At 52.1% G+C, this 25,723-nt stretch carries 25 protein-coding genes; 7 read left to right on the top strand and 18 right to left on the bottom strand.

The annotated features are described in order from the left end of the window. Positions 1–72: 72 nt before the first annotated feature. On the top strand, positions 73–729 hold the full coding sequence (locus K3T83_RS28410) for a class II aldolase/adducin family protein (protein ID WP_220206291.1): 657 nt from the start codon (positions 73–75) through the stop codon (positions 727–729). A gap of 13 nt (positions 730–742) precedes the next feature. Here K3T83_RS28410 and K3T83_RS28405 read toward each other — a convergent pair whose 3' ends face one another. After that, on the bottom strand, positions 743–2,569 hold the full coding sequence (locus tag K3T83_RS28405) for a beta-L-arabinofuranosidase domain-containing protein (protein WP_220206290.1): 1,827 nt from the start codon (positions 2,567–2,569) through the stop codon (positions 743–745). A gap of 90 nt (positions 2,570–2,659) precedes the next feature. On the opposite strand from K3T83_RS28405, the gene K3T83_RS28400 reads away from it, so the two are divergent. Further along, the gene (locus K3T83_RS28400) at positions 2,660–3,514 is read left to right on the top strand and encodes a helix-turn-helix transcriptional regulator (RefSeq protein ID WP_220206289.1); all 855 of its coding nucleotides are present in this window, start codon (positions 2,660–2,662) and stop codon (positions 3,512–3,514) included. A gap of 9 nt (positions 3,515–3,523) precedes the next feature. On the opposite strand, the gene K3T83_RS28395 is transcribed toward K3T83_RS28400, so the two are convergent. Further along, positions 3,524–4,411, bottom strand: a complete 888-nt coding sequence (locus tag K3T83_RS28395; RefSeq protein WP_220206288.1) for an oxidoreductase — start codon at positions 4,409–4,411, stop codon at positions 3,524–3,526. 142 nt (positions 4,412–4,553) lie between these two features. Between K3T83_RS28395 and K3T83_RS28390 the strand changes: the two genes are divergently transcribed. Further along, positions 4,554–5,414, top strand: coding sequence for a helix-turn-helix transcriptional regulator (locus tag K3T83_RS28390; RefSeq protein WP_220206287.1), 861 nt, complete (start codon positions 4,554–4,556; stop codon positions 5,412–5,414). Positions 5,415–5,528: 114 nt separating this feature from the next. Here the strand turns inward: K3T83_RS28390 and K3T83_RS28385 are convergent, their stop codons facing one another. The 14 genes from K3T83_RS28385 to menA form a co-directional block, all read right to left on the bottom strand. Further along, entirely contained in the window at positions 5,529–6,698 is a 1,170-nt protein-coding gene (locus tag K3T83_RS28385) for a mandelate racemase/muconate lactonizing enzyme family protein (RefSeq protein WP_220206286.1), read from the bottom strand. A gap of 24 nt (positions 6,699–6,722) precedes the next feature. Beyond that, a complete protein-coding gene (locus K3T83_RS28380; RefSeq protein WP_220206285.1) occupies positions 6,723–7,655 on the bottom strand; it encodes a U32 family peptidase in 933 nt (310 codons plus the stop codon). Positions 7,656–7,820: 165 nt separating this feature from the next. Beyond that, entirely contained in the window at positions 7,821–8,342 is a 522-nt protein-coding gene (locus K3T83_RS28375; RefSeq protein ID WP_220206284.1) for a hypothetical protein, read from the bottom strand. A gap of 59 nt (positions 8,343–8,401) precedes the next feature. Next, entirely contained in the window at positions 8,402–9,136 is a 735-nt protein-coding gene (locus K3T83_RS28370; protein WP_220206283.1) for a hypothetical protein, read from the bottom strand. A 277-nt stretch (positions 9,137–9,413) separates the two neighbouring features. After that, positions 9,414–10,874: an aldehyde dehydrogenase family protein gene (locus tag K3T83_RS28365; protein ID WP_220206282.1), complete on the bottom strand. Its 1,461-nt coding sequence runs from the start codon at positions 10,872–10,874 to the stop codon at positions 9,414–9,416. A 30-nt stretch (positions 10,875–10,904) separates the two neighbouring features. After that, positions 10,905–11,714: a trehalose-phosphatase gene (gene otsB, locus K3T83_RS28360; protein WP_220206281.1), complete on the bottom strand. Its 810-nt coding sequence runs from the start codon at positions 11,712–11,714 to the stop codon at positions 10,905–10,907. 186 nt (positions 11,715–11,900) lie between these two features. Further along, a complete protein-coding gene (locus K3T83_RS28355; RefSeq protein ID WP_220206280.1) occupies positions 11,901–12,797 on the bottom strand; it encodes a hypothetical protein in 897 nt (298 codons plus the stop codon). 264 nt (positions 12,798–13,061) lie between these two features. Beyond that, positions 13,062–13,745: a helix-turn-helix transcriptional regulator gene (locus K3T83_RS28350; protein WP_220206279.1), complete on the bottom strand. Its 684-nt coding sequence runs from the start codon at positions 13,743–13,745 to the stop codon at positions 13,062–13,064. Positions 13,746–13,880: 135 nt separating this feature from the next. Then, the gene (locus tag K3T83_RS28345) at positions 13,881–14,741 is read right to left on the bottom strand and encodes an ABC transporter substrate-binding protein (protein ID WP_220206278.1); all 861 of its coding nucleotides are present in this window, start codon (positions 14,739–14,741) and stop codon (positions 13,881–13,883) included. A gap of 153 nt (positions 14,742–14,894) precedes the next feature. Further along, positions 14,895–16,052: an aminotransferase class I/II-fold pyridoxal phosphate-dependent enzyme gene (locus K3T83_RS28340; RefSeq protein WP_220206277.1), complete on the bottom strand. Its 1,158-nt coding sequence runs from the start codon at positions 16,050–16,052 to the stop codon at positions 14,895–14,897. A 203-nt stretch (positions 16,053–16,255) separates the two neighbouring features. Next, a complete protein-coding gene (locus K3T83_RS28335) occupies positions 16,256–17,008 on the bottom strand; it encodes an ATP-binding cassette domain-containing protein (protein ID WP_220206276.1) in 753 nt (250 codons plus the stop codon). Between the two features lie 24 nt (positions 17,009–17,032). Further along, on the bottom strand, positions 17,033–18,187 hold the full coding sequence (locus tag K3T83_RS28330; protein ID WP_220206275.1) for an ABC transporter permease: 1,155 nt from the start codon (positions 18,185–18,187) through the stop codon (positions 17,033–17,035). Between the two features lie 45 nt (positions 18,188–18,232). Further along, positions 18,233–19,312, bottom strand: coding sequence for an ABC transporter substrate-binding protein (locus tag K3T83_RS28325; protein WP_220206274.1), 1,080 nt, complete (start codon positions 19,310–19,312; stop codon positions 18,233–18,235). 349 nt (positions 19,313–19,661) lie between these two features. Next, positions 19,662–20,582 (bottom strand): 1,4-dihydroxy-2-naphthoate octaprenyltransferase, encoded by a 921-nt coding sequence (menA, locus tag K3T83_RS28320; protein ID WP_220206273.1) that lies wholly within the window; start codon positions 20,580–20,582, stop codon positions 19,662–19,664. 230 nt (positions 20,583–20,812) lie between these two features. Between menA and K3T83_RS28315 the strand changes: the two genes are divergently transcribed. Both K3T83_RS28315 and K3T83_RS28310 read left to right on the top strand, forming a co-directional pair. After that, the gene (locus K3T83_RS28315; RefSeq protein WP_220206272.1) at positions 20,813–21,049 is read left to right on the top strand and encodes a hypothetical protein; all 237 of its coding nucleotides are present in this window, start codon (positions 20,813–20,815) and stop codon (positions 21,047–21,049) included. 88 nt (positions 21,050–21,137) lie between these two features. Beyond that, positions 21,138–21,659, top strand: coding sequence for a PRC-barrel domain-containing protein (locus K3T83_RS28310; RefSeq protein WP_220206271.1), 522 nt, complete (start codon positions 21,138–21,140; stop codon positions 21,657–21,659). A 29-nt stretch (positions 21,660–21,688) separates the two neighbouring features. On the opposite strand, the gene K3T83_RS28305 is transcribed toward K3T83_RS28310, so the two are convergent. Beyond that, on the bottom strand, positions 21,689–22,108 hold the full coding sequence (locus K3T83_RS28305; RefSeq protein WP_220206270.1) for a YidH family protein: 420 nt from the start codon (positions 22,106–22,108) through the stop codon (positions 21,689–21,691). A 146-nt stretch (positions 22,109–22,254) separates the two neighbouring features. Here K3T83_RS28305 and K3T83_RS28300 point away from each other — a divergent pair, with 146 nt between their 5' ends. Beyond that, the gene (locus tag K3T83_RS28300) at positions 22,255–22,926 is read left to right on the top strand and encodes a hypothetical protein (protein ID WP_220206269.1); all 672 of its coding nucleotides are present in this window, start codon (positions 22,255–22,257) and stop codon (positions 22,924–22,926) included. A 46-nt stretch (positions 22,927–22,972) separates the two neighbouring features. Here K3T83_RS28300 and K3T83_RS28295 read toward each other — a convergent pair whose 3' ends face one another. Then, entirely contained in the window at positions 22,973–23,929 is a 957-nt protein-coding gene (locus K3T83_RS28295) for an aldo/keto reductase (protein WP_220206268.1), read from the bottom strand. Between the two features lie 426 nt (positions 23,930–24,355). On the opposite strand from K3T83_RS28295, the gene K3T83_RS28290 reads away from it, so the two are divergent. Then, positions 24,356–25,546, top strand: a complete 1,191-nt coding sequence (locus tag K3T83_RS28290) for a S53 family peptidase (RefSeq protein WP_220206267.1) — start codon at positions 24,356–24,358, stop codon at positions 25,544–25,546. Positions 25,547–25,723: the final 177 nt, after the last annotated feature.

The raw sequence follows: 25,723 nt of genomic DNA, 5'->3' as shown, positions 1-25,723 counted from the left end.
TTGCACAATCCTCAAGGCGAGTATATTCCTCTGCCCCATCCAACGCAGGCTTTGACCAAAGGAGTTCTCTCTATGCTTTTACCAGAATTACGCGCTGAAGTAGCTCGCTATGCCCAGAAAATGCACACCAGCCAGCTTGTACGAGCCACGCAAGGCAATCTGAGCGCTCGCGACCCCGAAAGCGGATTGATCTGCATCACACCAAGCGCGGTAGATTATGAATTGCTCACGGCTGAAGATATTACGGTGGTCAATAGTGACGGTGAAGTCGTGGAAGGGAAGTGGCGTCCCTCTACTGAGACGCCACTCCATACGCTGGTGTTGCGCCGTCGCCCCGACATCAATTGCGTGATGCATACCCATTCGTTCTATGCCAGCGCTTTTGGCGTTATCTACCAACCGATCCCCGTCGTCCTTGCAGAATCCGCCGCCTGCCTGGGTGCTGAGGTGCCGATAGCTCCCTATCGTAAATCTGGCACCATCGAGTTTGCCGAACTGGTCTCCGATGTTCTCAGCAATGGTCAGGCGGTGATCTGGGGTAATCATGGCGCAATGGTCGTCGGCGATACGGTGGCCCGCACATATTCTATCGCTCACGCCCTGGAAGACAGCGCCAAAATTTATGCCATCGCCAAACAAATCGGGCAGCCCGTGACCTTACCGACCGAAGAAAGCGCGCAGCTTCACGAGCTCTGGCTCGACACGTACAGCAAGACAGCTGCCCGGTAAGATTACAAGTTATTTATGCTCGCTCCTGTACAGGGAAATAGAGCGTATAGCGTTCATCGACCACATCGCACAGCGGCAAGAAACGGATGCTCTGCTCTTGCCGCTGCGTCTGATAGCCAGTCCTCCACTGCTGATCCCAGCGGCGCTCGTTGTGCGATGTAAAGATCGTCTCTGGTTGATCTTTGCTGCCATAAAGCGTATGCGGATGATCGCACAGACCGGCCAGAACAATTGGCCCATCCATAAAGGCCACCGTATCAGGCGCATCTGGCAGGGCAACGCTGGTCAGCTCCTTCGGGAAAATAATCCTCACATGATCGTGCTGCCACGTTCGCCGCACAGCATAAAAGCTTGAGGGAGCATAGGGAACATGCTGGCGTTCGCCGTTGATCTCAATGACAGGCTCGCCTGCCAACCACCAGGGCAGACGGATTTTCAGCTCAAACTCTACCGGCTGCGCACAATCGATATCCAATGTAAACGCAAGCTGCTTGCGATCACGCCACTTTCCCTGCTGCGGACTCAATGCTCCCAGGCTCGGCGTCTTGCTATCCAGTTGCGCCGTCACAGCGACATCGTGATAGTGCCAATCCAGGCGCGAGGGGATGTACTGACTGACAACCAGCCCGTCGTCAGTGGCAAAATAGATGTCGCGTCCATGACTGGAATATGCCTGCACGAGCGTTCCGTGACAACACCAGAAGTGATTTGTCTCCGATCCCCACGTCTTCTTACCACCAGCTTCTAGTGGCAGGTAATATGTGACCATCCCCGTTCCGCTATTCTGCTGTGCCAGGATTCCATTGTAGAGGTTACGCTCGTAATAGTCGGCATAACTTGCGTCTCCAGTCCAGGAAAAGAGATAATGGGCCAGACGCATCATATTGTAGACGGTACAGAACTCCTGATTGAGCGGCCCGAGCTGTCCGGCCAGTTCTTGCGGTGGACACCACATCTCGTTATTGGTCTGGCCGCCGGTACAAAAATAGCCGCGCTCGGTCACGGCGCAACGCCAGTACGCCTCGACGATATCGCGCCAGCGCTGCTCGCCCGTCACTTCCCAGGCACGCGCGGCACCGTGAATCTCGGGGATCGTCGTGTTGGCGTGCCTGTTGGTGAGTACGTCTTCACCGGCAAGCAAACGATCAAAGAGGCGCGGACGAGTATAGCGCTCAATAAGATCCAGATGCTCCTGCTTGCCCGTGACGCCATAGAGGTTGGCCCAGACTTCCAGCATCCCACCGGTCTCAACGTCCAGGATATCGTCCATCTGTTCCCGCGAGAACCGAGCGGTCCAGCGATGAAACCATTTTGCCCAGCGCTCAAGGATCTCCAGCGCCTGCTCGTTCTGGCCGATCTCAAACATTTCATAAAGGCCCATCAGGGTTTTGTGGAGGACATAATGGGTGGCCCATACTCTTTTGCCACGCACAATCCACTCCAGATACTCCGCTGGCACCGAGCCGACCCACTCGCCGCCATTCTCACGCTGACAACGGCCCAACTCAGAAATGATGAAATCGGCCTTGCCTTTGAGTTCGGCATCGTCTGTCGTCGCAAAGGTACGCGCGGCAGCAGACAGCCAGTGACCAAGAAATTGACCGCGTACCTGACTGGTCGGCGATTCCCATCCCCAGTGGCAATCCTGCGGCTGGTGCGAAGGGTTCCACAGCCCTGCCTGTTGATAATGATTCTGCAAGAGATTCGCCGTCTTGAGCTTGAGCATATAATTACGATTAAGTGCTATTCGTTGGGTAAGCGACACGGATTGCAAACCGCCGGACAACGGCTCTTGCAATGTAACGCTGCTCCACTCCATCGGCTGGTGCGTCTTTGCCATCGATACAAATCCTCCCTGGTGGCTGATCTAGCCCCACAATGTAACGATATAGATGTAGTGATAGCATAGATGACAATCATTGAGGAAACAATGCAGATTCTCAACACAAAGATGGAAAATTCTCACATCGTCAGTTCGTTCCAACTGCTTGGGGACGGTTTGAACGTGACGGGGATGGGTTTTGCGCAAAACGACGTGGAGCATCCCGACCGCGTGTTGGATTTCTGGGTTCTGGGGCTGGTAACAAGAGGCGTTATGGATTTACAAATAGGCGAGGAGCGAGCGCTATTAAAAGCTGGCACCTATTACCTTTTGCCACCATATATCCATCATTTTGGTAGAAAAGGCGATAGCGCTTTTGATGTGATATTTTTCCATTTTGTCACAAGCACAGCCTGTTGCTCTACACAGGCCATTCGCTTACCCATCTTCGGGCATATCCCACCGGAACTGCCCTATCTCAATCTATATCGCTTCATCAAGCGAGCGGTTGACTTTGCGTTGCTCTCGCCTGCACAGGTCAATCTTCAGGTAGCGGCGATTCTCACACAACTGAGCGTGATGCAAAGCTATGAGACGGGCGAACATGAGGGGTCAAAACGGCTGGCGTACCGCATCATGGACTATATACGTGAACATATCGAACGTGAGAGCAGCAGCGAACAACTGACGGAGGAGTTAGGCTATAGCTATGGGCATTTGGATCGCGTGTTTCGCCAGCACTTCGACACAAGCATCCACCAGAAGCTCTTGCAGCTTCGTATCGACACAGCTGCCGAACAACTATTGATGGGAAGATCGATCAAAACAGTGGCGGCACAGGTCGGCTTTCACGACTACCATTATTTTCTCAAGGTTTTCAAAAAGATACGCGGCGTCTCCCCTGGCATCTTACAACGCAGCGCGGGCGCTTTGCAAAATGACAGGAGTAGGACGCCGGAATAAGTACATAGATCAGATGTTTAGCGCTTGCCGGAGCTGTTTCTCATGCTCAACCACATCGAGGCCATCTACGTTGGTCGAGCGACTGAGATGCTCCCAGCGGTCAATTTCAGCAAGTTTGACCTGGTCCGCATGACGAACGACTAAGAGGGCATCGCTTCCCAACAGCAGTCGCAACGGCGGTTGCTCCTCATTGACAATGGTAATAATCGCCTGAGCTGCCTTCGCCGGATCGCCAGCTGAGACTCCACCCTGCTGACGGAACCTGTTATGCAAACGCCCAACGGTGTCTTGATAGTCCTCGCTCGGCTCCATAGTGTGCATTGAGGAACCAGCCCAATCAGTCGCAAACCCTCCCGGCTCAATAATCGTCACTTTGATACCAAGCGGCTCAACCTCGCGTGCAAGCACCTCGGAGAAGCCCTCAACACCGAATTTCGCCGTCTGGTAGGCCGCGAGTCCTGGCGTTCCAACGCGGCCCCCAACAGAGGAGAATTGCACAAAATGCCCGGAGCGCTGTTTGCGCAAGACAGGCAAAGCGGCACGAGTAACATGGATCACGCCCCACAGGTCGGTCTCGATCTGTGCGCGCATATCTTCCTCAGTAGCGTCCTCAATGGCCGCGACGTTGGCATAGCCTGCGTTGTTCACCACCACGTCGAGCCGCCCAAAGGTATCAACTGCCACTGCTACAGCAGCGCGCGCCTGTTCTGGTTTCGTTACGTCAAGCTCAACAGTGCGCACATTCTCCCCGTAGCGCTCTACCAGATCATACAGTTGTTGAGGATTGCGAGCGGTGGCAACTAGTTGATCGCCATGAGCCAGCACTGCTTCGGCGAGACTGCGGCCAAAACCGCGCGAACTACCAGTAATTAACCAGACTTTTTTCTGTGATGACATATGTATCGTTTCCTTTCCTGATATTCACTCGATGTGTCAAAATTATAAAGTCAGGAAATAATCGGAACCAGGAAAGCAGTTATCATAGGTGTGGAAATAACAGGGTCAAAGCGGTAAAAGCGGAGAAAGAGGAAGAGAGCATATGAAAGATGATACAAAACGACGAGCAGAACTTGCCGATTTTCTGAAAACGCGTAGAGCACGTCTACAACCGGAACAGTTCGGGCTGCCGACCTACGGGCGCAGGCGCACGCCAGGACTCAGACGCGACGAGGTTGCACAGATGGCTGGTCTGAGCGTCTCCTGGTATACCTGGCTCGAACAGGGACGCGATATCATCGTCTCCGATCAAGTTCTCGACAGTCTCGCCCGCATCCTACAACTCGACGAAAAGGAGCGCCGCCACCTCTTTCTACTAACGCGCGGTATGATCCCAGTCTCTGCAAACGAACCGGCGGCAAGTGATCCATTCCCGTCTGGCTATCAAGCAGTCCTTGATGCTTTGGGAACAAGTCCGGCTTATCTGCTCGATCAGCGCTTTAATGTGGTAGCCTGGAATACGATTGCCTGTAGAGTCTTGAGGGATTTTGCGCGCCTCACGGGGCGAGACCGCAATGCTATCTGGTATACTCTCACCCATCTTGAGTCGCGAGAACTATTTGTGGATTGGGATGAGGCGGCACAGCAGGCAGTAGCAGCATTCCGCACGATCTACGATCAGCATGCCGGGGACGCATGGTTTGAGCAACTCTTTGAAGATCTTATGGAGGCCAGCCCCGACTTTCGTCTCTGGTGGCCCCGCCACGATATCACCTGGTCGTGCGATCCCCACGAGAAAGCGTTGAATCATTCCCAGGTAGGCTACCTCTCGCTCTATAGCACGACGTTAGTAACGCCCGAAGCGCCAACGTACCAGATGACGATTTTCACGCCACATACCCAAGAAGCGGCGAACAAGCTAGCTCAGTTAGCACAGATGGACAACTTCGCGCTGGCAACATAGATACTTGGGATGTCGTAGTCGAGCGATTTATCGCGGGGGGATCGCATGGGTAAGCTCTCCGCGATAAATCGCTCGACTACGACATATTAGATACGCCGACGCACCACCTATCGTCTATTTGTCGCCTTCAGATGGTCGCAATGCCTGCCGACGATGCCAGTTCTCGGCAAAGAGGTTGAAGAAGACCTGCTGGCGGGGGTGTGCTTTGGCTACTTCCAGATCAAGCGTCACGCCCAGCCCTGGTCCTTGCGGCAGCGCAAAATAGCCATCAACAACCTCCGGGTTGCCGGGTGCGACCGACTTGACCCACTCGTCGGCGAAGTCGTTGAAATGCTCCTGAATCTTGAAGTTCGGTGTAGAGGCGGCAAAATGCAGAGCGGCAGCGGTGGAGACCGCGCCACCGACATTGTGCGGTGCCATCAGCACATAATAGTTCTCAGCCCACGCCGCCAGCTTCTTTGTCTCCAATATGCCGCCAAAGTGAGTAATATCAGGCTGGAGATAGTCTGCCGCCTGCGACTCCAGCAATTCGCGGAACTCGTAGCGCGTATGCATGCGTTCACCAGTCGCGACGGGAATGTTGATCTTTTCTGCCGCTTTCTTCAGGGCCGCGATATTTTCAGGCGGGACCGGCTCCTCTACCCAGGACGGCTTGAAGCGCTCCAGTTCGCGCGCCATCTCTACCGCCGTCACCGGATTAAAGCGCCCGTGCATCTCAATCAGGATCTCAACGTCTGGACCGACCGCATCGCGCACCGCCTCGACCAGTTCAATGGCGCGTGCCTTCTCTGCCAGATCGAGTTCGTAGAAGCCTGCTCCAAAGGGATCAAATTTCAGCGCACGATAGCCTTTTGCAATAACCCCTTTGGCGGCGGCGTGAAATTCCTCTGGCGTGCGCTCGACGGTATACCAGCCATTGGCATAGGCCTTGATACGATCACGAACCGCACCACCAAGCAGCTTATACACGGGCTGGCCCAGCGCTTTGCCGGTGATATCCCAGCAGGCCATTTCGAGGGTCGCAATTGCAGACATGGCGATCTCGCCGGCACGCGCAAAGTCGTTGCGGAACATATTCTGCACCAGCGACTCGATATCCATCGGATCGTGGCCCAGCACATGATTTGGCAAAGCCTCCGCCAGATAGCCCTGCAAGGCGTCCGTATGGTTCAACATGCGAACCTCGCCAACGCCTTCCAGCCCTTCATCCGTGAAGACCTGGACAATCGAAATATTGCGCCAGGCAGTGCCGATCACGTGGACTTTCACATCAGTAATCTTCATTGTTTTGCCCTTTCTCCTCTACAACTACTCGACAACAGGAAGCGCCAGGCCAGCCGCGCCTAGCGAGGACGTAACCGCATCTGGATAATAGCGCTTCAATAGATCTACGCCGATCTTTGCCCGTCGCACCCGTTCGCGAGAGAGCGCAATCGAGAGCGACTCGATATGGGCACCAGAAGGATAAATATTGGGAGCATTGCGTAGACCAAATTTGATATAGACTGGAGCCGCCACACGCACTATCTCCGGGATCTCATACAGACGGACAAACCCTCCCAGATCGTCGGGAACCTCGACATAAATATCCAGTGGAATATCGATGGCCTGTCGTATGGCCGCGATCTGTGCTAATGAGAGGTCTGTTGGAATATTGAAGGTATCAGCGCCCAGCTTCTCCATCAAGCGGATTGCTGCGGGATTGGCCGAAGCCATCATGACGCTGATCTTAAACTGCATCTCTTTCGGCAACTCACCCTGTTGTCGCATCTCTCCCGCTACCCACAAAGCGCCCTCATCAGCCAGCAAAACGCTGCGAATACCGAGCGCCGCTGCCCGCCGAACATCCTCCAGACAATAGATCAACTGCTCCTGTCCACGCAAGCGGGGAGCAACCGTCTTGCCCCCGCTGGATAGGGCCATTGCGCCAGTATCCCAGGCAGCGTTCGGACGCGCAAAGAGGCTAACCTCCATTCCACGCTGTTGCGCCAGGTGTCCCATCTCGCGAATCTCATCGTCGGTCAGCAGCATAACGCCGCTCCCCTGCGAAACGCGATGAATGGTTACGCCCAGCTTATCGGCCTCCTCAAGGATGGCGGCCAGCGCTACCGGCCCCTCGGTACTCGGTATCTCTATGCGATATTGCGCACCATCGGGAAAGCGCTTCGTGCTGCTTGGCAATTCATGAGCATCACCAGCAGGTAATCCCATACTGGCGAGAAAGCGACGCGTTGCTTCCATCAGATTTCATTTCCTTTCGTTGCTGTGCGACTCATCCATGCCCTCCTTTGAATTATACAAAAAATTTTCCGAGCACCTCTCCATAAAGTGGGTCACTATACCGCACCACACAAAAAAAAATGCGGACAAACAGGTAAAACCTGTCTATCCGCATATCCAGCGTCTCTATACATTACCCTTACTCTGTTTCATCTCAGGGATCGGGACCAGCACCTTTCTCGCAATGATTTCTTTGATCAGATTGCTTTGATCCTCTTTGCTCAAATGCGACTCTAGCACAATCTCGATCAATCTTCTGATTTTCTCGCCATTGTGTTCTTCATTCATTTTTTTACTGATTTTATCAGCGTAATTGTCCATACGCTCGTTTGCATAACGCTTTTGAGAAAACACTAAATAGGTAATCACACCATTAATCATACTGGAAACGACGCTGGCGAGGGTAGCCATAAATGTTGTCGAGTTAAGACCCTTGAGAAAAATAAAATTGACAATCACAATCACGATAGCAATCGTAGTGACAGTCGCGACGATGGCCGCAATAATACTGACATAGAACCAACTGCGGGCCTCGTCGTAGCATTGCTCGTATGTCTTTTCCAGCGGCTTATAATCAACCTGAGCAGGAGGGGAAACAGATCTACGGCTTCCACGGCCCATAGTATTGTGCCCCTTAAAAAATGGCATACCACTTCCTCCTCTCCACACTTCCCCCGGCACACAAATGATTGTTACCTTTTCGGCAACTAGAAGAACAGCACGGACCCCTCATCGCGTATTTCTACATCTTCGCCCTGCACCCCCAAAGATTGCGCAATAATAACCTCCTGAAACAGCTCCCGCGCTGTATCATCAAGCAACAACTCCGATGCAGTATTGACCGTCTCGTAGAAATTTTCTATTTGCAGCAAACTATTGAGATAACTATTTGCCTGCCCACTGTACCTCCGCGCCTGCCACAACAGGTATCCCATAATAATCAGGTTGCTTAGGTTTATGAATAGTAACAGCAAAAACCAGAAACTTTGTTCTTGTAGTATATTGAAAACAACAGCAGCTATAGCGGATAGAAGGATACACAACATAGCGATCAATACCACGAACAAACTGATCTTTGTCCAGCCTCTAGAGCGTTTTTGTACGCCTTCGTACAGAGATCTCATTTGCTCCATTTTTTTGCGTGTAGCGTACATGATACGCTCATAGGCTTCCTGACGAGGCACGATGATACATTTCTCTTGATGAGAGGACGCTTTCTGATGACGCGTTGCCCGTCTTTTGGGTTCAACCATCAGCACGTTCCCCCGACCATCAACGCGAAAGGAAACATCAGCTGTCTCAAGCACTTTATCATGAGCAACTGCATAACGTGCAAGACTGTGGATAATCGTTTTTGTTGGCAACGAGTCTATATCTTTAAAAATGCTGGGGAAACTGGCTATCATCGTCATTTCTTCCTCCAATCCCACCTGAAAGTTCATCTAAAAGTGTCGTTGCTTGCATAATAACTCCTTATTCATAAACCCGACTTCCTCTAACATTATACAAGCACGGACTAAAGCAAAGGGCTAGTTCTCCTTATATACTATACCACAAAACACCTGATTTTCACCAAATATATATTTCATTACAAAAAAAACATATCTCTATTTACTTGAGGGACAGTTCATAATAGAGCAGGAATGAGGAGCGTAGAAGCTCGTTCGGAGGATTGCATACAATGCAGGCCGAACAAGCTCCTATGGCACTTAGAGAGGGTTATGCACCGGCTGCGTTAATTTGAACAGTTTTGGTTTCCGTGAAGAACTCAATAGCAGCTGGCCCCTGCTCGCGCGAGTGGGAACTGGAGAACTTCATGCCGCCAAATGGTGCATGCGGATCGACGCCGGTTGTATCGCCATTGACGCGCACCATGCCGCAATCAATTTCGTGAATATACTGCAATGCAGCATTGATATCGCGTGTGAAGAGCGAGACGCTCAGGCCATAGCGCGAAGAATTGGCGATGGCAATAGCCTCCTCAACGCTCTTTGCCTGATGCACAACCAGCACCGGCCCGAAAATCTCTTCCTGCGCAATACGATCATCAGGCTTGACGTCTACAATCACAGTTGGCTCAAAGAAAAAGCCGTTTTTGTAGATGTTATCGTCGGGCCGCTTGCCACCCAGCACAACGCGTCCGGCCTTTGTGCCAAGATCAGCATAGAGAGCCACCTTTTCCATCGCATCCTTCGTCACCAGTGGACCAACCGCGCTTTTGGGATCGTTGGCCGGAGCCAGTGGGAGCGCCTGAATCTCTTTATTGAGGATATCGACGAAGCGGTCGGCGGCAGAAGAGAGGACAACGGCGCGGCTGGTGGCAGTACACTTCTGACCAGCAAAGCGCATGGCACCGGCTGCAATCAGTTTGGCCGCCTGATCCATATCGGCATCGTCCAGCACGATTGCAGCGTTCTTGCCGCCCATCTCAAGCTGGAATTTGATATTTCGCCGCGCTGCAATCTCAGAGATACCCATCCCGACCGTATCGGACCCGGTAAAGGTCACGGCGCGAATGCCTTCATGACTGATTAACTGGTTGCCAATGGCCGAACCCTTGCCCAACACCAGATTCAGCACTCCGGCAGGCAAGCCAGCTTCAGCCAATACCTCTGCCAGCTTACTCGCGGTAAATGACGCGACCTCAGCGGGCTTCCAGACAATCGTGTTGCCATAGGCAAGCGCAGGAGCAATCTTCCAGAGCGGGATCGCCACCGGGAAGTTCCAGGGCGAAATCACCGCGATTGGCCCGATTGGTTGGCGCAGCGAGAATTGCAGGCTGCCAGATTTTTGCGCGGGGATCACCTGGCCGATGGGATGCACGGCCTCAGCTGCAAAATAGCGAAAAATCATCACCCCACGATCCACCTCTGCCACCGCCTCACCAACCGGCTTACCCACTTCCAGAGCAACCAGCGTGCCCAATTCCTGCCGCCGTTCCGCTAAAAGATTCGCCGCGCGATGCAAAATTTCGGCTTTCTCCGTTCCCGTCTTTGCCTTCCAGCCGCGAAAAGCGCTCTGCGCCGCCTGCACAGCATGGTCAATCACTCCCGCACTCCCACGCGGAATCTGCGCCAATACTTGTGTTGCATCTGATGGATTAACGTCTATTCCCCATTCCTCGTCTTTGGGAGTGATCCACTCACCTGCTACATAATGCGCTAACGTCGTAGTACTCACAATATCATCCCTTCCTCGTGTCTATACAATTCACGCTTGCCTGCTCAAAAGCTCCACGATGGTACGCAGCAATTCCGCCATCCCATCGACTTCCTGAACAACGATATCGGCCTGTTCCAGAAGCTCAGGGAGCGTATCATGATGCTGTACAGCAACGGCCAACGTCTCAATACCCTGCGTACGTAATGGCTTGAGTGCCAGCATCGCATCAATATCGGTTCGATCATCGCCAGCAAACAGAGCGCCCTGAACGGCAAAACGCTCCACAAACCAGGTGAGCGCTTTGCCTTTATTAATGGCAAGCGCTGGCCTGATCTCAAACATACGCTTGCCCTCACTTAAACGCAGGCCACTCTCCTCGACCAGATCCTTCAAGGCTGACAGGATGCGCTCTCTTGCCTGCTCAGGATCGGGGCTAAGCCGATAGTGGATCGCGCCGCCAATACGTTTGCGCTCAAACAGGATGCCGGGCTGATCTGCCAGAGCCGACTCTGCCCTCTCCATCAAGCGATTACCCGGCTCAACAAACGGCAGTGCCTCCGACACCACTTGAACGGTATGCTGCGTTGGCAGGCCATCACTCCATTCTAAACCATGCGCGCCTATATACGTCAAACCTTCCACATTGACCATCGCTGCACCACTTTCGATGGCTCGCCCGGTCACAATGGCGATATGCGCCCACTTTCTCGCCTCCTCCAACAAAGGGCGCACCGCTGGATGCAGATACGCCTCAGCCGGGGTTGGTGCTATCGGGCTAAGGACACCATCAATATCAAAAAGCAATCCGAGCGGACTGCGTTTGCAGAGGCTTTGCACTTGCGCTTCTAAGGTGTGCATGAACGATTATGCTCCTTCAAACAAACAAGAACTATTCATTGTCTCCTACATTATAGTCTGACGCGCCGGCTCTCTTCCCAACGAAAAAAGGAACCTATCAAGAGAGGCCTCCTGATAGGTTCCTACACAAATTCGTATTTGCGCGATAAATCGCGCAAATACAATAAAGTACACGCTGTAGATAAATCAGTGCGAACCAATAATCACTCTGGCTTTGGCAATCTTCTGCTGCCACGCAGAACGTTGAGTCACCGTATCAGCAATTTGTACATGGTCGTCGGATTGCGGCGAAATTAATACAAACCCCTGAACGTAATTGTCGTGGATCAGCAACGGGCTATCCGCCGTGCCACTACTCTGATTGAGCGTGATCGCGCTTTCGACAGTCCCGTTGGATGGTCCGTTGATCATTTCGTTCCAGCCAATATTGACGCCGGGCACAGCATCGAGATGCTGTATCTGAAGAAAATATGCTCCGGGCTGTCCTTGCTGGTATGGCAGATATCCGCCCTTACCATCGCTACGCCGCGCATCCAGATTCAGGCTGCGATTGTAGCGAATAACCACTGTTTGATCGCTGGTCTTATTGCCAGCAGAGCTATCCAGCATAATTCCACCACTGATCTCCTGCATGTCACAATTTTCCACCACAATTTTTGCCACAGCATTTACATGCAAGAATACACCCTTCGTTTTCCCTACCACTCCTGGATTGATGCCGAGGCCAACACTGTTACGCACTGTGATGTTAGAGCCTGTCGTATCAAGTGCCTGGATAAGATCGCCCGGTCCCTTTATATGCGAATTGATGATAAGAACTGGTTCGCCGGTCGCGATTTTGACAGCGGGCATATCTGGCTTCGTACTCTGCCAGTTCCCGCTATATGTTCCCCCTTTCGTAATAGTGATTGGTGATCCATACGTTACCTGCTTCGTTGTGGTCTGGCTACTGGATGCGTGGGTAATATACATGATCGCAGTAGCAACGGCGCTCACCAGCGTTACAAGCAAACAAAACGTCGCCACCCAGGGCCACAACCGAAGCAAAATACTATCGTTATTGTTTTGCGGTACCGTACTCACTGAGAATTCCTTTCTCAACGGAGATATGTTGCAAGAGAGGAACAAAAATAGCACAGGCGCAATGGTTCCTCTCTCGGCGGCAGGACTCCTCCCGCCAGTAAAGCGCCTGTACGCAGTGGAGCCAGTATAACATAGCAGAGTAGCAGCACCGAACAGTGGAGAAAATAATCCTAGCAGAAAACGTGTTTTTGCACAGGTTATGCCGTTCTCTATATCAGCGTATTTCTGAGCATAATTACATATGATACATTTATTATTAAGCTTTCAAGCTTGTTTCTCGTTATATGATTCTCCCTCTTCTTGCCTGATATCTTTCAAATACGCGTAAATACTCGCCCGCGACACCCCGAGTTCCTGCATAACGATATCCATTGCATGCTGAAAACGGAAGACGCCAGCCAGTTCCAGTTCGCGAATAATCTCGATTTTGTCCTGCCGATTCAGATGATGAACGGCCTTTCCAACCTTTTGTACAGCACCGCGCAGGGCAATCGCCACAAACTCTTGGGGCGAGGTTGCAAATGTTTCAAAACTTGCATTCGTCGTTGTTTCCGTCGTTTGCTCAGCTAGCACCTGATTCAGCAGGTCGCGCGCCCGCCGCAAATCGCTAAAGTCCATATTGATGCAGATGGCCCCCACGATCTGCCCCTTTGCGTTGCGCACCCAGACGGTGGAGGAAACTAGTTGCCTACCAGAGGAGGTACGGGTATGCTCGCGGAGAATATCGTCCTGAAACATGCCGAGATTGCCGGGGAGCATTTCAGGGTCCGGGACTGGGGCACCAACAGCTCGCCCGGTCAAATTGCCACTCATTGCCACGACGCTCTGCTCAGGGGTACGTAAATCATGCACAACCACCTCGCATTGCGACCCCACCGTCGCAACGATAGCTCTGGCAATACGGGCCAGCAACGCATACACCTGCGGCAACTGCTGCTCTTCAAACATCGGCAACTCCCAATACAGATAGCTTCACTGCTTTACTCTATTTCTTTACGCTCCCTCACCGCATTTGTTACAACACACAAAGATGATGCGCTCCCGATTATCCCTTCAGAAGCGCATCATTCGACGAAACAACGATCAGATCGCCTCGTTCGACAATCCCCACTTATCGAGCAGCTTTTTATATGTGCCATCGGCTTTCACGGCATCCAACGCCTTCTGCATGGCTATATTCATCGATGTATCGCCCTTTCGTACCGCAATGCCTTCAGGATCGGCATTGACGATCTCGCCAGCGACTTCGAGCGTGCCAGAATTTTGCTTCAAGTAGTAGGAGGAGACAGCATCGACCTGGAGTGTCGCATCCACACGTTTGTTCACCAGCAGATTGATCACCTCGTTCTGGCTAGTCAACACGGTGATTTCAAGGGGAGCCTTTCCGCTCTTCGTGCATTGCGTGCTGGTCGCATTCAAATGATCTTGCTGAATTGTGCCGCCCTGCACACCAACTCTCTTCCCGCACAGATCGGTATATGACTTGATATTCTCAGGATTTCCCTTTGATACCAGTAAGGACTCACCAGAGCGCACATACTTGATGAAATCCACTTTCTGCTCGCGCGCCGGGGTAACATGCATACCAGAAATGATCACATCAAAACGCTTGTTGTTGAGATCATCGATGATGGTATCGAAACGAGTCGAGACGATATTGGTCTTGAGGCCCATACGGTCCGCCATTGCCGTAATCAGGTCGATATCAAAACCAGTCGGTTTGCCGGTCGCGGTATCCACAAACTCCTTTGGCGGATAGGTCAACTCGCTGCCTACGCTCAATGTTCCCGGAACCATCAGGTTGCTCGGAGGTGCAACGCTGGTCTTTGGAGGCGATGCGGGCTGAGTATTCGTATTGCCACAGGCCGTCAGGAGCAGCATAAGAAGCATGCTCGCCAGCATCACGTATGATCGCTTACGAGAAAAGAAGGAAGATAAGTGCATAACAGGTTGCCTCCTTTGAAAAATAGAATGTGGTAGAACCTTAAAAATGTAGAGTAAGAGCAACGACAGCTACGCAACATTACGTACAACAGGTCCAATGACGCCGACCTTATTTTTACCGATAAATCATCTAATTTCGCAATAAATGTTGCATCACGCGATGGATGATACGCCAGATGCCTGTAACTGAGCAACAAAAGCACTCGTGCGTTGCAGTCCTTCGGTGAAGACCGCAGAACGTTGCCCGAGTCCCAGGCGGAAATAATGTTCAAAGCCAAATTTGATCCCCGGCACAAACATTACTTTATACTCCTCGGCCAGCCTGTTTGCAAACTCAAGCGACGGCATAGCGAGGTTGCAGTGGATCATCGAGAGCAACCCACCACGCGGCGGTTGCCAGGAGAAGACGCCACGCTGTTGTTGTAGCCAGTCCTGCACAATCTGAAGATTCTGTTGAATGATCGCCTGATTGCGCGCCATAATGCGCTCACGGTGGCGAAACGCGATACAGGCCAGCGCATCGCTCAATGTGCCGGGGCAGAGCGAAATATAATCGCGCATCGCCCAGCATGCTTGCACAATCGGCTCAGGAGCGACGATCCAACCTATGCGTAGTCCGGGCAGGCCAAACGTCTTGGAGAGTGTACCAACGCTGATACCAGCTGGACCAAGATCGAACACGGGAGGTGCGCAGGGATCGCTCCCTTCAAGAGCAAGCCAGCGATAGGTCTCATCGCAGAGAACGAGCGCCCCCACCGACTCGGCAAGAGCATAAACATGCCTCAATTCTTCTTCGAGCAGAATAGCACCAGTCGGATTGTGGGGAATGTTGACGACGATCAGACGCGTTCGTGGCGTTACCAGTTGTTCAAGTTCGCGCAGATCGTAACGGAAACCGTTCTCAGGGCGAGTCTTCCAGAGGGCAACGTCACAACCAATCGCGCGTGGCACGCTGGCAAGCTGCTGATAGGCGGGGTCGGGCGCGACAACACTATCGCCGGCGTTTAGCAGGACGTTGAGGAGAAGAAAGTTAGCTTCAATGGCCCCCGTCGTAACAAGGATATTTTCCGGGCCACAGTTGCGATAGGTGGCTGCAATAGCCGAGCGCAATTCCAGCGAACCCCGCGCCTCGCTATAGCCCAGACGTGCTCCCAACAGACCATCAAGTATCTGTTCACGCTGCGCGGCCGGTTCCAGTGCCAGCAGATCATTCATGGTCAATGACGTAATCCCACCAACGCTCAAGTCGCACTCCACCAGCATTTCATAGCCAGACATCCAGCGTTCAAGCGCAAACGGTTCGATCTTCACCCGCTCTCCCCTCCTTGTTCTTTAAATAAACCTTATGTCGTAGTCGAGCAATGTATCGCGGAGGTTTGAAGCGTCTGTGGCGTTGCCCCCCGCGATACATTGCTCGACTACGACACTATTTCCATATTTCTAAATCTGGACAGATCATCTAAATCTAGATACAAGGATACATAGCTTTTGCTGGAATGTCAAGCAAAGATGAGTTATAGTTGCACGTCTGAACCAACCATTAAACCGACGATTTCGTTGTTATTCGTCTCTGCAATCGCACGTTCTCCAACTTTTTTGCCACGCCGCATCACCACGATGCGATCAGCGGTCGCAAATACATCCTGCAAATTATGGCTAATTACGATGACAGGCACGCCTTGTTCTCGCAACGTACGGATAAGCTGCAACACTTTGAGTTGCTCCGGCACCCCGAGAGCGGCGGTTGGTTCATCCATAATCATTAAGCGAGCATTCCAGTAGACCGCGCGGGCAATCGAGACAGCCTGCCGCTGTCCTCCCGATAGCTGACGAATTGGGCGGCGCAAGTCGGGGATCTGGATATCAAGCTGCTCCAGAATCTTATGCGATTCCCTGAGCATATACGCCGAATCTAGCTCTTTGAAAAGCCCCAGGTGACGGCGCAGCGGCTCGCGGCCCAGGAAAATATTCGCGCTGGCATCCAGATTCTCACAGAGCGCAAGATCCTGGTAAATCGTCTCTATACCTAGCTTGCGTGCCTCCAACGGCGATGCAAGCGTGACTTCTCGCTGATCGAAGATCACCTGCCCACCATCAGGCCGATGCACCCCAGAAATAAGCTTAATCAAAGTTGATTTGCCCGCTCCATTATCTCCCAACAGACCTACTACCTCGCCTGGATAGACCTCCATGCTCACCTGATCCACCGCTACCAGACCACCGAAATGCTTGTAGAGATTTCTCACCTGCAAAACAGGCTTCGCCATAGCTGCCACCTCCTGCTCTTCGTCCTATGCTTCAACGCGCCGTCTGGCCTGATCGACCAGCACCGCCAGAATAATCACAGCGCCAACTGCGACATACTGCCAGTATGGATCAACAGCAATGATCACCAACCCATTTTGAATGATAGCGATAATCAGCGCTCCAATCAACGTGCCAATGATCGTGCCTTCGCCTCCATAGAGTGACGCTCCACCAATGACCACCGCTGCAATCGATTCGAGCAAGAGCGGATCACCCGAACTGGCCTCACCATTGGTATAGCGAAAAACATATAGGATACCTGCAATAGCGGCCAGCAGTGATGAGAGCAGGTAAATCATAATTGTATGACGTACCACAGGGATTCCTGCACGTAATGCGGCCTGGGAACTGCCTCCCACCGCATAAGTATGGCGTCCAAAGCGCGTGCTGCTCAACAACCAGTGACAGATGATAACCAGCACCACGAGCGCGACCAGTGGATAGGGCAAAATATTCACAATATCGCGAGGCCGAACACCAGGAGGGAGCGGAGTTGGCAGATGAAAGAAGCTCAGGCCGGCGTTTGGCACGTAGTAGGCAAGATAGCCATTGCCCAATTGCCCAATGCCGTTCACCTGTACGCTCACAGGTTGCCCACCGCCAGAAAAAATGAAACCGATCCCTTCGGCAATGCCAAGCATGCCCAGCGTCACGATAAACGGTGGGACGCGCAAACGAGCGATAAGCCAGCCATTAATCAGACCAGGTATCAGACCAGCCGCGAGACCGGCTCCAATGCCACCTAGTACCAACAAAGGCAAGGGGGTAGCCGGATTGAGGCGCGTAATGGTCAAAGCAGCCACGACCGATGACAGGCCCATGACAAAGCCAGTAGAAAGATCTATACCGCCCGCAATGATAACAAATGTTTGCCCCAACGCCATAATCAGAGCAATCGCCATATTTGCGCCGATGCTCTGAAAATTGAAGAGATCAAAAAACCCTGGTCCGGCCAGCGAGAAAAAGACGATCAGGCAGAACAAGAACAGCCAGGACCACAGTTTACTTATCAACTCCAGTGGGCGTCGCGTCGATTGCGAGAACGTTTTTGCCAGTTGCATCTTTGTCACTTCTTCCCAAATAAAGCAGGCGAAGCGATGCGGGAGAGAACAAGCGATCATCACAAACCACCAACCCATCGCTCCGCACTGCATGCACGACGATGAGGAGGGTTGCTCCAGAAACTAGCTGCTCTTATAGATTGCACTTTGAGCATCAGGCGTATCAACATTGGTTTTGTCGATGACCACATAACCAGTCGGTACGCGCTTCTTGATGTTGCTCATATTGCCATTAAGCGCATCAAAGGCATATTGAACAGCTGTACTGCCCATATCGGCTGGTTTCTGGGCAATCACGAGGTCAACAACCCCGCTGCGCAAATCGGCAATCGCCTGCTCCGGCGCATCGAAATTGGCAATCTTGATCTGACCCTGCTTATTGGCATTTTTGACGGCTTGCGCGGCACCTTCAGCACTGAAGAGGTTCGTACCAAAAATGCCGGAGAGATTGGAGATTCTTTGCAGCATCGCGGCAGTTTGTTGGGTCGCTTTGGCGGCGCTATCGTTGTTATAGTCTACGCCTACCAGCTTTATGGCTCCGTTGGTCGCGGTAATAGCTTCCTTGCAGCCCTGCTCGCGTTGATCGGTGGTACTGATGCCTGGCGTGACGTTCTGGATATAGATGCTCCCTTTCCCGCCAATGGCTTTAATCAAGGCCTGACCCGCAATATTCCCGCCCTGAACATTATCGGAACCAATATAGGAGAGAGGAAATTTGATCGGACCGTTGGTGTAATCGCCATCACCGATAAAGGTATCCACTGAAATAACCTTGATACCCTGATCGTTTGCCCGCTGCAATGGAGCAATCAGAGATTGTTTATCGCAGGCTGCAATGATGATCACATCCACCTTTTTAGCAGTCAGCGCATCCACAATGGGCACTTGCAAGGTATCCTTAAATTGTGTCGGTCCATCCACAACCAGCGTAACCCCCAGTTTATCGGCCTGTGCCTGCGCCCCCTTCTGCATCGTCACATAAAAAGGATCGCCTTTGACCCCCACAATCAGCGCCAGCGTATATTTCTTGGTGGCCGACGATGAGCCTCCTGTCTGAGATGTGCCAGGAGTTGTGCCTGAATTACCACAAGCAGCCAGCATAAACGTCCCTGTCGTTGCCGCAGTCGCTACAAGAAACTCGCGACGACTCAACGGCCTCTCTGTACCGGTATCGATAACAATGTTGCGCCTGATACTATTCATGATCGTTCTCGCTTCCTCGTTCTTCAGTACGCCACTGATACCTCTATGCTCATTCATATCGACACTACTATTACTTCATTGTACAGTTCCGTCGTAGCGTTTACCGGTAAAGTCTCTCCTTTCTCGCAAACTGGCTTGAGATGCCCTGACATCTTACGGCACTCGCATTTCAGCTTCCTAACCTACTAACTTATCACATCAGGCCAAACGTTGTCACGGTTGACATAGAATATCCCCTTCTCAGCGCTGAGAAGGGGATATTCTATGTTGTAGTCGAGCGATTTATCGCGGGGGAGACCACATGACAAGCGCTCTGTGATAAATCTCGACTACGATATATGGGTCGTTATCAAACTCTGGCTGAAAGCACAGTGGCAACAACGATGGCAAGCGAGAGGACAATGCTAAACTGGAATTGCAGCATAGATGTGCGCTTGATGCCGATGATAAAAGCGCTGCGATCCGTTGCAGTCAGCACAGAACGTACGTTGGTAAACGCCAATGGAAAGGTCAGCCAGACAGCTAACGCATAGAGGGGGAGAATGCCGGTCAGAGCAAAGATGGTGGCGGCTACATAGCTACCGATCAACAGGACGGCATGGTAGCGCTGCCCAAATCTCAGGCCGAAGCGCACAGGCAGCGTTTTCTTGTTGACGGCCCGATCATCCTGGTAGTCACGCACATTATTCATATTCAAAATAGCCGTAATCAGCAGGCCAACGGGCACGCTAGCGGCAAACGCTCTCCAAGACCATTGATGAATCTGCACATAGTACGATCCCCAGGTCATCAAAAAGCCCATCGCGATATAGACCAGAATATCGCCAAGTCCGCGACTGGCGAATTTGAAGGGTCGGGCGCTATAGAAGTACGCAATCAGCATACCACCCAGGCCGAAAAGGATGATTGCCGGACCCACGAGAAAAATGAGGACGATCCCCAACAAGGTTGCAACGGCAAAGCATGCGATTCCGCCACCAAGCACCTGAGCCGCCGTCATCTCCTGACGAAAGATCACGGTCGATGCACCCAATGATCCCTCGTGATCTAGGCCATAGCGATAATCGAAGTATTCATTAAAGTAATTGGTGCCAATTTGCAAACACAGGCACGACAACAGCGTCACCAGAAACGTGACGATGTGAAATGTTCCTTCATACCCTGCAATAGCGGTCCCCACCAGCACCGGGCTAAGCGAGGCCGTCAAGGTAAAGGGGCGGCTCGTTTTCACCCACACCTTCCATGCAGGCTGAGATGCAGCGTCTTTCATTTGATCTTCTTTCCTGGCTTCCAAGCGCCAACAGAGATAAGTGAGAGATGATATATCTTCGCTAAAGATAGTAAAACGTCTCTCGCAGAAAGTCAAAGGCACAGGTTGTTCAAGGTTAAAGATTGTATCCTTGTTATTAGCAAAAACGTGTGTTGGGTAGGTTATGAGACGCCAGAAATATGTGTTTTCGGTAAAAGAATGCGAATAATAGTACGAAAGGAAAATACGACATGGCAAAAATTGACATTCCTCCATCGACAGGAGCAACCGACGCTCAGGAACAGTACTTCACTCTCACCGACCAGATTCCTGCACAGGTGTGGTACTGGGCTGCGCTTGGCTCCATTATCACATCTGCTATCCTGTTCCTGTCAGATAGGAAAGACTGGAGCATCTTTGTCGGGCAGTGGCCTCCCACTTTTCTGCTTTTGGGACTCTATCATAAACTATTGAAGCCCTCACGTTAGTAATAGCGTGTAACACATAGCAGGTCCGTTCTAGAGCAAGCAACGGGCCTGCCCTCAACGAAGAATACACCGGGCAGGGAGCATGCATATGGAGAGCAGTCCAACTATCCACAAATGGAGCGACATTGCAGGTCTGGCCGCCGTCGCCATCGATACAGGAAAAAAGGTCGGCACCGTTGACGATTTTCTTTTCGATCCTCAAAGTGGCATCATACATGCATTTCAGGTAAAAACTGGTCTCTTTGGTCATCATCTCCTTCCGACAAGTACTGTCAATGGGTTGGGAGAGCATGCAGTCACCTTCTTAAATGAAGATGCGCTGTTAAAGGAAAGCGATAAAGGATTGGCCACCTTCCCATTTGGCAAGGAGATACAGAACTACCGGGTACTGAGCCAGGGAGGGACACTGGTTGGCACCATCAGAAACATCCTCATCGAGATCAGTTCCCCGGGCAATATACAGATCGCTGCCCTGGAGCTAACGGGTAACCTGCGCGAACGTCTCACCGGCCACTATCCCACACTCGCAGCCGATAAGATCGTACAGTATGGGCATGATGTAGTGGTCATTTCTGATACGGTAGCCCGATCGCTAGAAGAGCAACAATGAGCAGCAATCTTGCTCATTGCACTTGGCACCTATGCCGTCGTCAACAGATAAAAGGCAAGCGTGATCCCGATCAGGCTTGCCAGAATGGTTAACAGGACGGCAAACGCGACTTGCGGATGAAAATCTTCCTTATCGATGGAGCTGCGAATATGCAAAAAGTTAACAAGCGCCACCACAATTAAAATCACACCAAGAATCGTGAGAGCGATTCCAAGCACGGAAGAATAATGAACGGTAGTCAGAGGAACCGGCGCATTCTTCAGGCCCAATTCGCGTAGCAGCAGGCCAAAGCGTTCAACGACAAAGCCAAACGTGATCGTCGCCAATCCCGTACGCATCCAGGCCAGGAACGTGCGCTCATTCGCCAGATGATCAGTAACTCTCTTACTGATCAAGCCTTTTCGCTTCTGTGCTGCAACATCGGCACTGCTCTCTGGTTGTTGTGTCATCTTAACTCCATATCTCCATAGGTTTTCTCGTAGCTCATCGGGCGAAATCCTTTCCCCTTCATTCTACCAATTTCTGCCGCCATTCGTCTGCTCTCTGGAGAGACTCTGTGCTATAATGCCTCCAGACAAAGAGAGGAGATCATATTATGCCTGGCAAGGCCACTGTAGCCGAAAAAATACTGGCGAATCTAAAAGGATTGCGCAAACATTTACAGGAGGATGAACAGCCGCTCGCCACGATTCCGGGCATATGGGATGCTGGACAGGGGAACGCGAGTACGGCCTGCGATATCGTACTGACTAATCAACGGCTCTTTGGCTACTATTTCGTGAGCTTTCCCCGCGAACGTCTCTTCCTCGATGCCCTTCCCCTCTCCTCTATTACGGGTGTCTCCCTACGCAAAAAAAGCTTTGAACCATTGTTTCGCGAGCTACAGATCAACTCGGGGCGGCGAAAAGTCTATGTTCGCGCCTCTCGCCAGAAGATCGAGGAGCTATATAGCGCCTTACATTCGGCCATCGAGACCACATCAGAAGAACAGGTGCCCTCTCCGACCCTGGAAGCCACATCAGAAGAGCAGGTGAGCAGCCCTGCACTGGTGTATGAACGGCAGGAAGTGCACAACCAATTTGAAACGTCGCCGCTGGGCATTACGGTCCTGTTTGTGGGTGGCCTTATCCTCGAAATGGTAGGTGCCATTCTGTGGATGAGGACAGGTAGTTCTGCTATGGGCCTCCCATTGTGTTTTGCCGGTCTGCTGGCCGTCTTCTTTGCAATCAGGACTGGACGGCAACGGGCACGGCAGGACAAACAATAGAAAGAGAGAACGCCCTCGCGAACGCTCTCCCCTTCTCAATATAGGCCTATGGATGCTCCTGTACAAAGCGCTCGATCTCTGCCAGTTCCTCCTGATTGAGCCTGAAATCACCGGCCCCGATGATCTCATCGACCTGCTCAGGATGGCGGCCACCAACGATAGCGCCAGTGACAGCGGGATGGCGGAGCGTCCAGGCAATCGCGACTGCGCCAGCGTTTTGATTGTGCCGCTCACCGATGTTCTGCAACAGCTTCGCCAGTTCAAGGTTGCGCGAGAAACGCGGCTCCTGAAACTCCGGGCTACGGGAGCGCCAATCCGATGAGGGCAGGCTTTTCACGCGCTCGGTCGTCCACTTGCCAGTGAGCAAGCCCGAAGCCATTGGAGAATAGACAATGACGCCAATATTGTTCTTCAGGCAGAAATCCAGCACATCCTTCTCAATCTCACGTCGATTCAGCGAATAGGGTGGCTGCAAGGATGTAATGGGAGCAATCGCCTGTGCGCGCCGCAACTGATCGGCATTGAAGTTCGAGACACCAATATGACGCACCTTCCCCTCTGCCTTCAACTGAGCCAGCGTGGTCCATCCCTCTTCAATATCCTCGTCAGGATTGGGCCAGTGAATTTGATACAGATCGATCACATCCACCTGCAAGCGACGCAAGCTATCTTCCAACTCGCGTCTGATCGAATCTGCCTTCAAGACGCCGCGAATCGTTCCATCAGGATTGGGGATACGAGAGCATTTAGTAAATATATAAGGCCGCGATGCACGCCCCTTCACAGCACGCGCCACCACTTCTTCAGCATGGCCCACGCCGTAAATAGCCGCTGTATCGATCCAGTTCATGCCTAAATCAAGCGCGCGCTGAATGCTGGCAACCGATGCATCGTCATCCTGTGGTCCCCAGGAAGCTGCCCAGCCCACGCCACCCAGTGCAAACGTCCCAAAACCGAGCGGGGTAATCTGCAAATCACTATTGCCTAACTGCCGTGTTTCCATGACTACTATTCCTTCCTTGAACAGAACAAGATTTTTTCGTCTCTTTCATCTTATCTCAGGATTCAAGTAGATAGCAAACGTATTCTTTTGCTCTTGACCGAATTTACCTGTAAGTATTGACATTTACGCGTTTATGCTTATAATTCTTCTTAGGAGCAAGGTGCCACACTATATTGTAGAGTCGGATTTAAACGATGAATAACGACTCAGGGACAATGCAGTGTTTGCTCTAGATTATGCTGACAGGGATGTATTACTCTTTGGGCATGGATGTCATCTCGCATTCCTATACGCCTCTATGCCTGTTTTCTCACTTTCCTTGTATTCTTTTTTGCAGTACAACAAGCTCATATGAGATTATTCCGCCTCCTAAGGTCGAAGGTATGAGCAGTTGTCATGTTGATTTAAAAGAAAGGGAAAACACACTTGAGACGTTTTTTCTCCACAGCTTTTTGCTTAGCATTCCTTATATCTTTTGGCCTGCTAAGCGCCTCCGCACCGGTGTTAGCACAGCAGCATACGCCTGTATTCCGTTCTCATCGTGTTTGTAGCGCCACCGTTCTCAATTTTGCACAGTGTTTCGCAATTCAGCTCGACAGTATGACCAACGCCACTAATCAGGAAGTGACGCCCAATGCAAGCGCTCCTGGCGGCTTAAATCCATCTGATCTGCAATCCGCTTACAATCTGCCCACCTCGACTGGCGGGAACGGGCAAACGGTCGCGATTGTGGATGCATACAACGATCCTAATGCGGAAACGGACCTGGCCGTTTACCGCGCACAATTTGGCCTGCCAGCCTGTACAGCGGCCAATGGCTGCTTCAAAAAGGTCAATCAGAACGGCGGCACCAGCTATCCCAGCAGCAACACCGGTTGGGCGGAAGAGATCTCGCTTGATCTGGATATGGTAAGCGCCATCTGCCCCAATTGCCATATCTTATTAGTCGAATCGTCCTCAGCGTCGTTTACCAGCCTGGGAACGGCGGTCAACACCGCTGTATCGCTGGGAGCAAACACGGTGAGCAACAGCTACGGTGGGAGCGAGTCCAGCAGCGAGAACAGTTACTCATCCTACTACAACCACGCAGGAGTTGTTATTACAGCCAGCTCCGGCGATGACGGGTACGGCGTCGAAGTCCCGGCAGCGTACAAAACGGTCGTAGCTGTTGGCGGCACCTCGCTGAGCAAGAGCAGCACCACACGCGGCTGGACCGAGACGGCCTGGAGTGGCGCTGGTAGCGGCTGTAGCGCCTATATCACGAAACCAACCTGGCAAACCGACACAGGTTGTACCCGACGTACAGTGGCCGACGTATCAGCTATTGCCGATCCGAACACCGGCGTTTCGGTCTACGATACGTACGGCGGCGTTGGTGGCTGGCTGGTCTTTGGCGGCACCAGCGTCTCCTCTCCCATCATTGCCAGCGTCTATGCCCTGGCAGGAAACGCCAGCAGCGTCAATGCAGCCTCGTCGCTCTATAGCCACACTGGCAATCTATACGACGTGACGAGCGGGAGCAATGGCAGTTGCGGCGGCTCCTATCTCTGTACCGCCAAATCCGGTTACGATGGTCCGACCGGACTTGGCACACCCAACGGCACCGCTGCCTTCTAGATAAGGCGTCCGTCACGAGAGAGGATCTTGCGTGCGAGATGGCAAGATCTTCTCTTCTTTCTATTTCGCGTAAACTGAAAGGCAGCTGGCTGTTAGCTGGTTACATTGACACCCTCTTTTTGCGGCAGGTACAATAAGGAAACAATGGGAAACACTGTTGTTTCCTGCCTTCCTACG

It is taken from the genome of Reticulibacter mediterranei, assembly GCF_016587455.1.
Note: the sequence above shows the minus strand (reverse complement) of the source record. Positions and strands in the feature narration are given on the sequence as shown.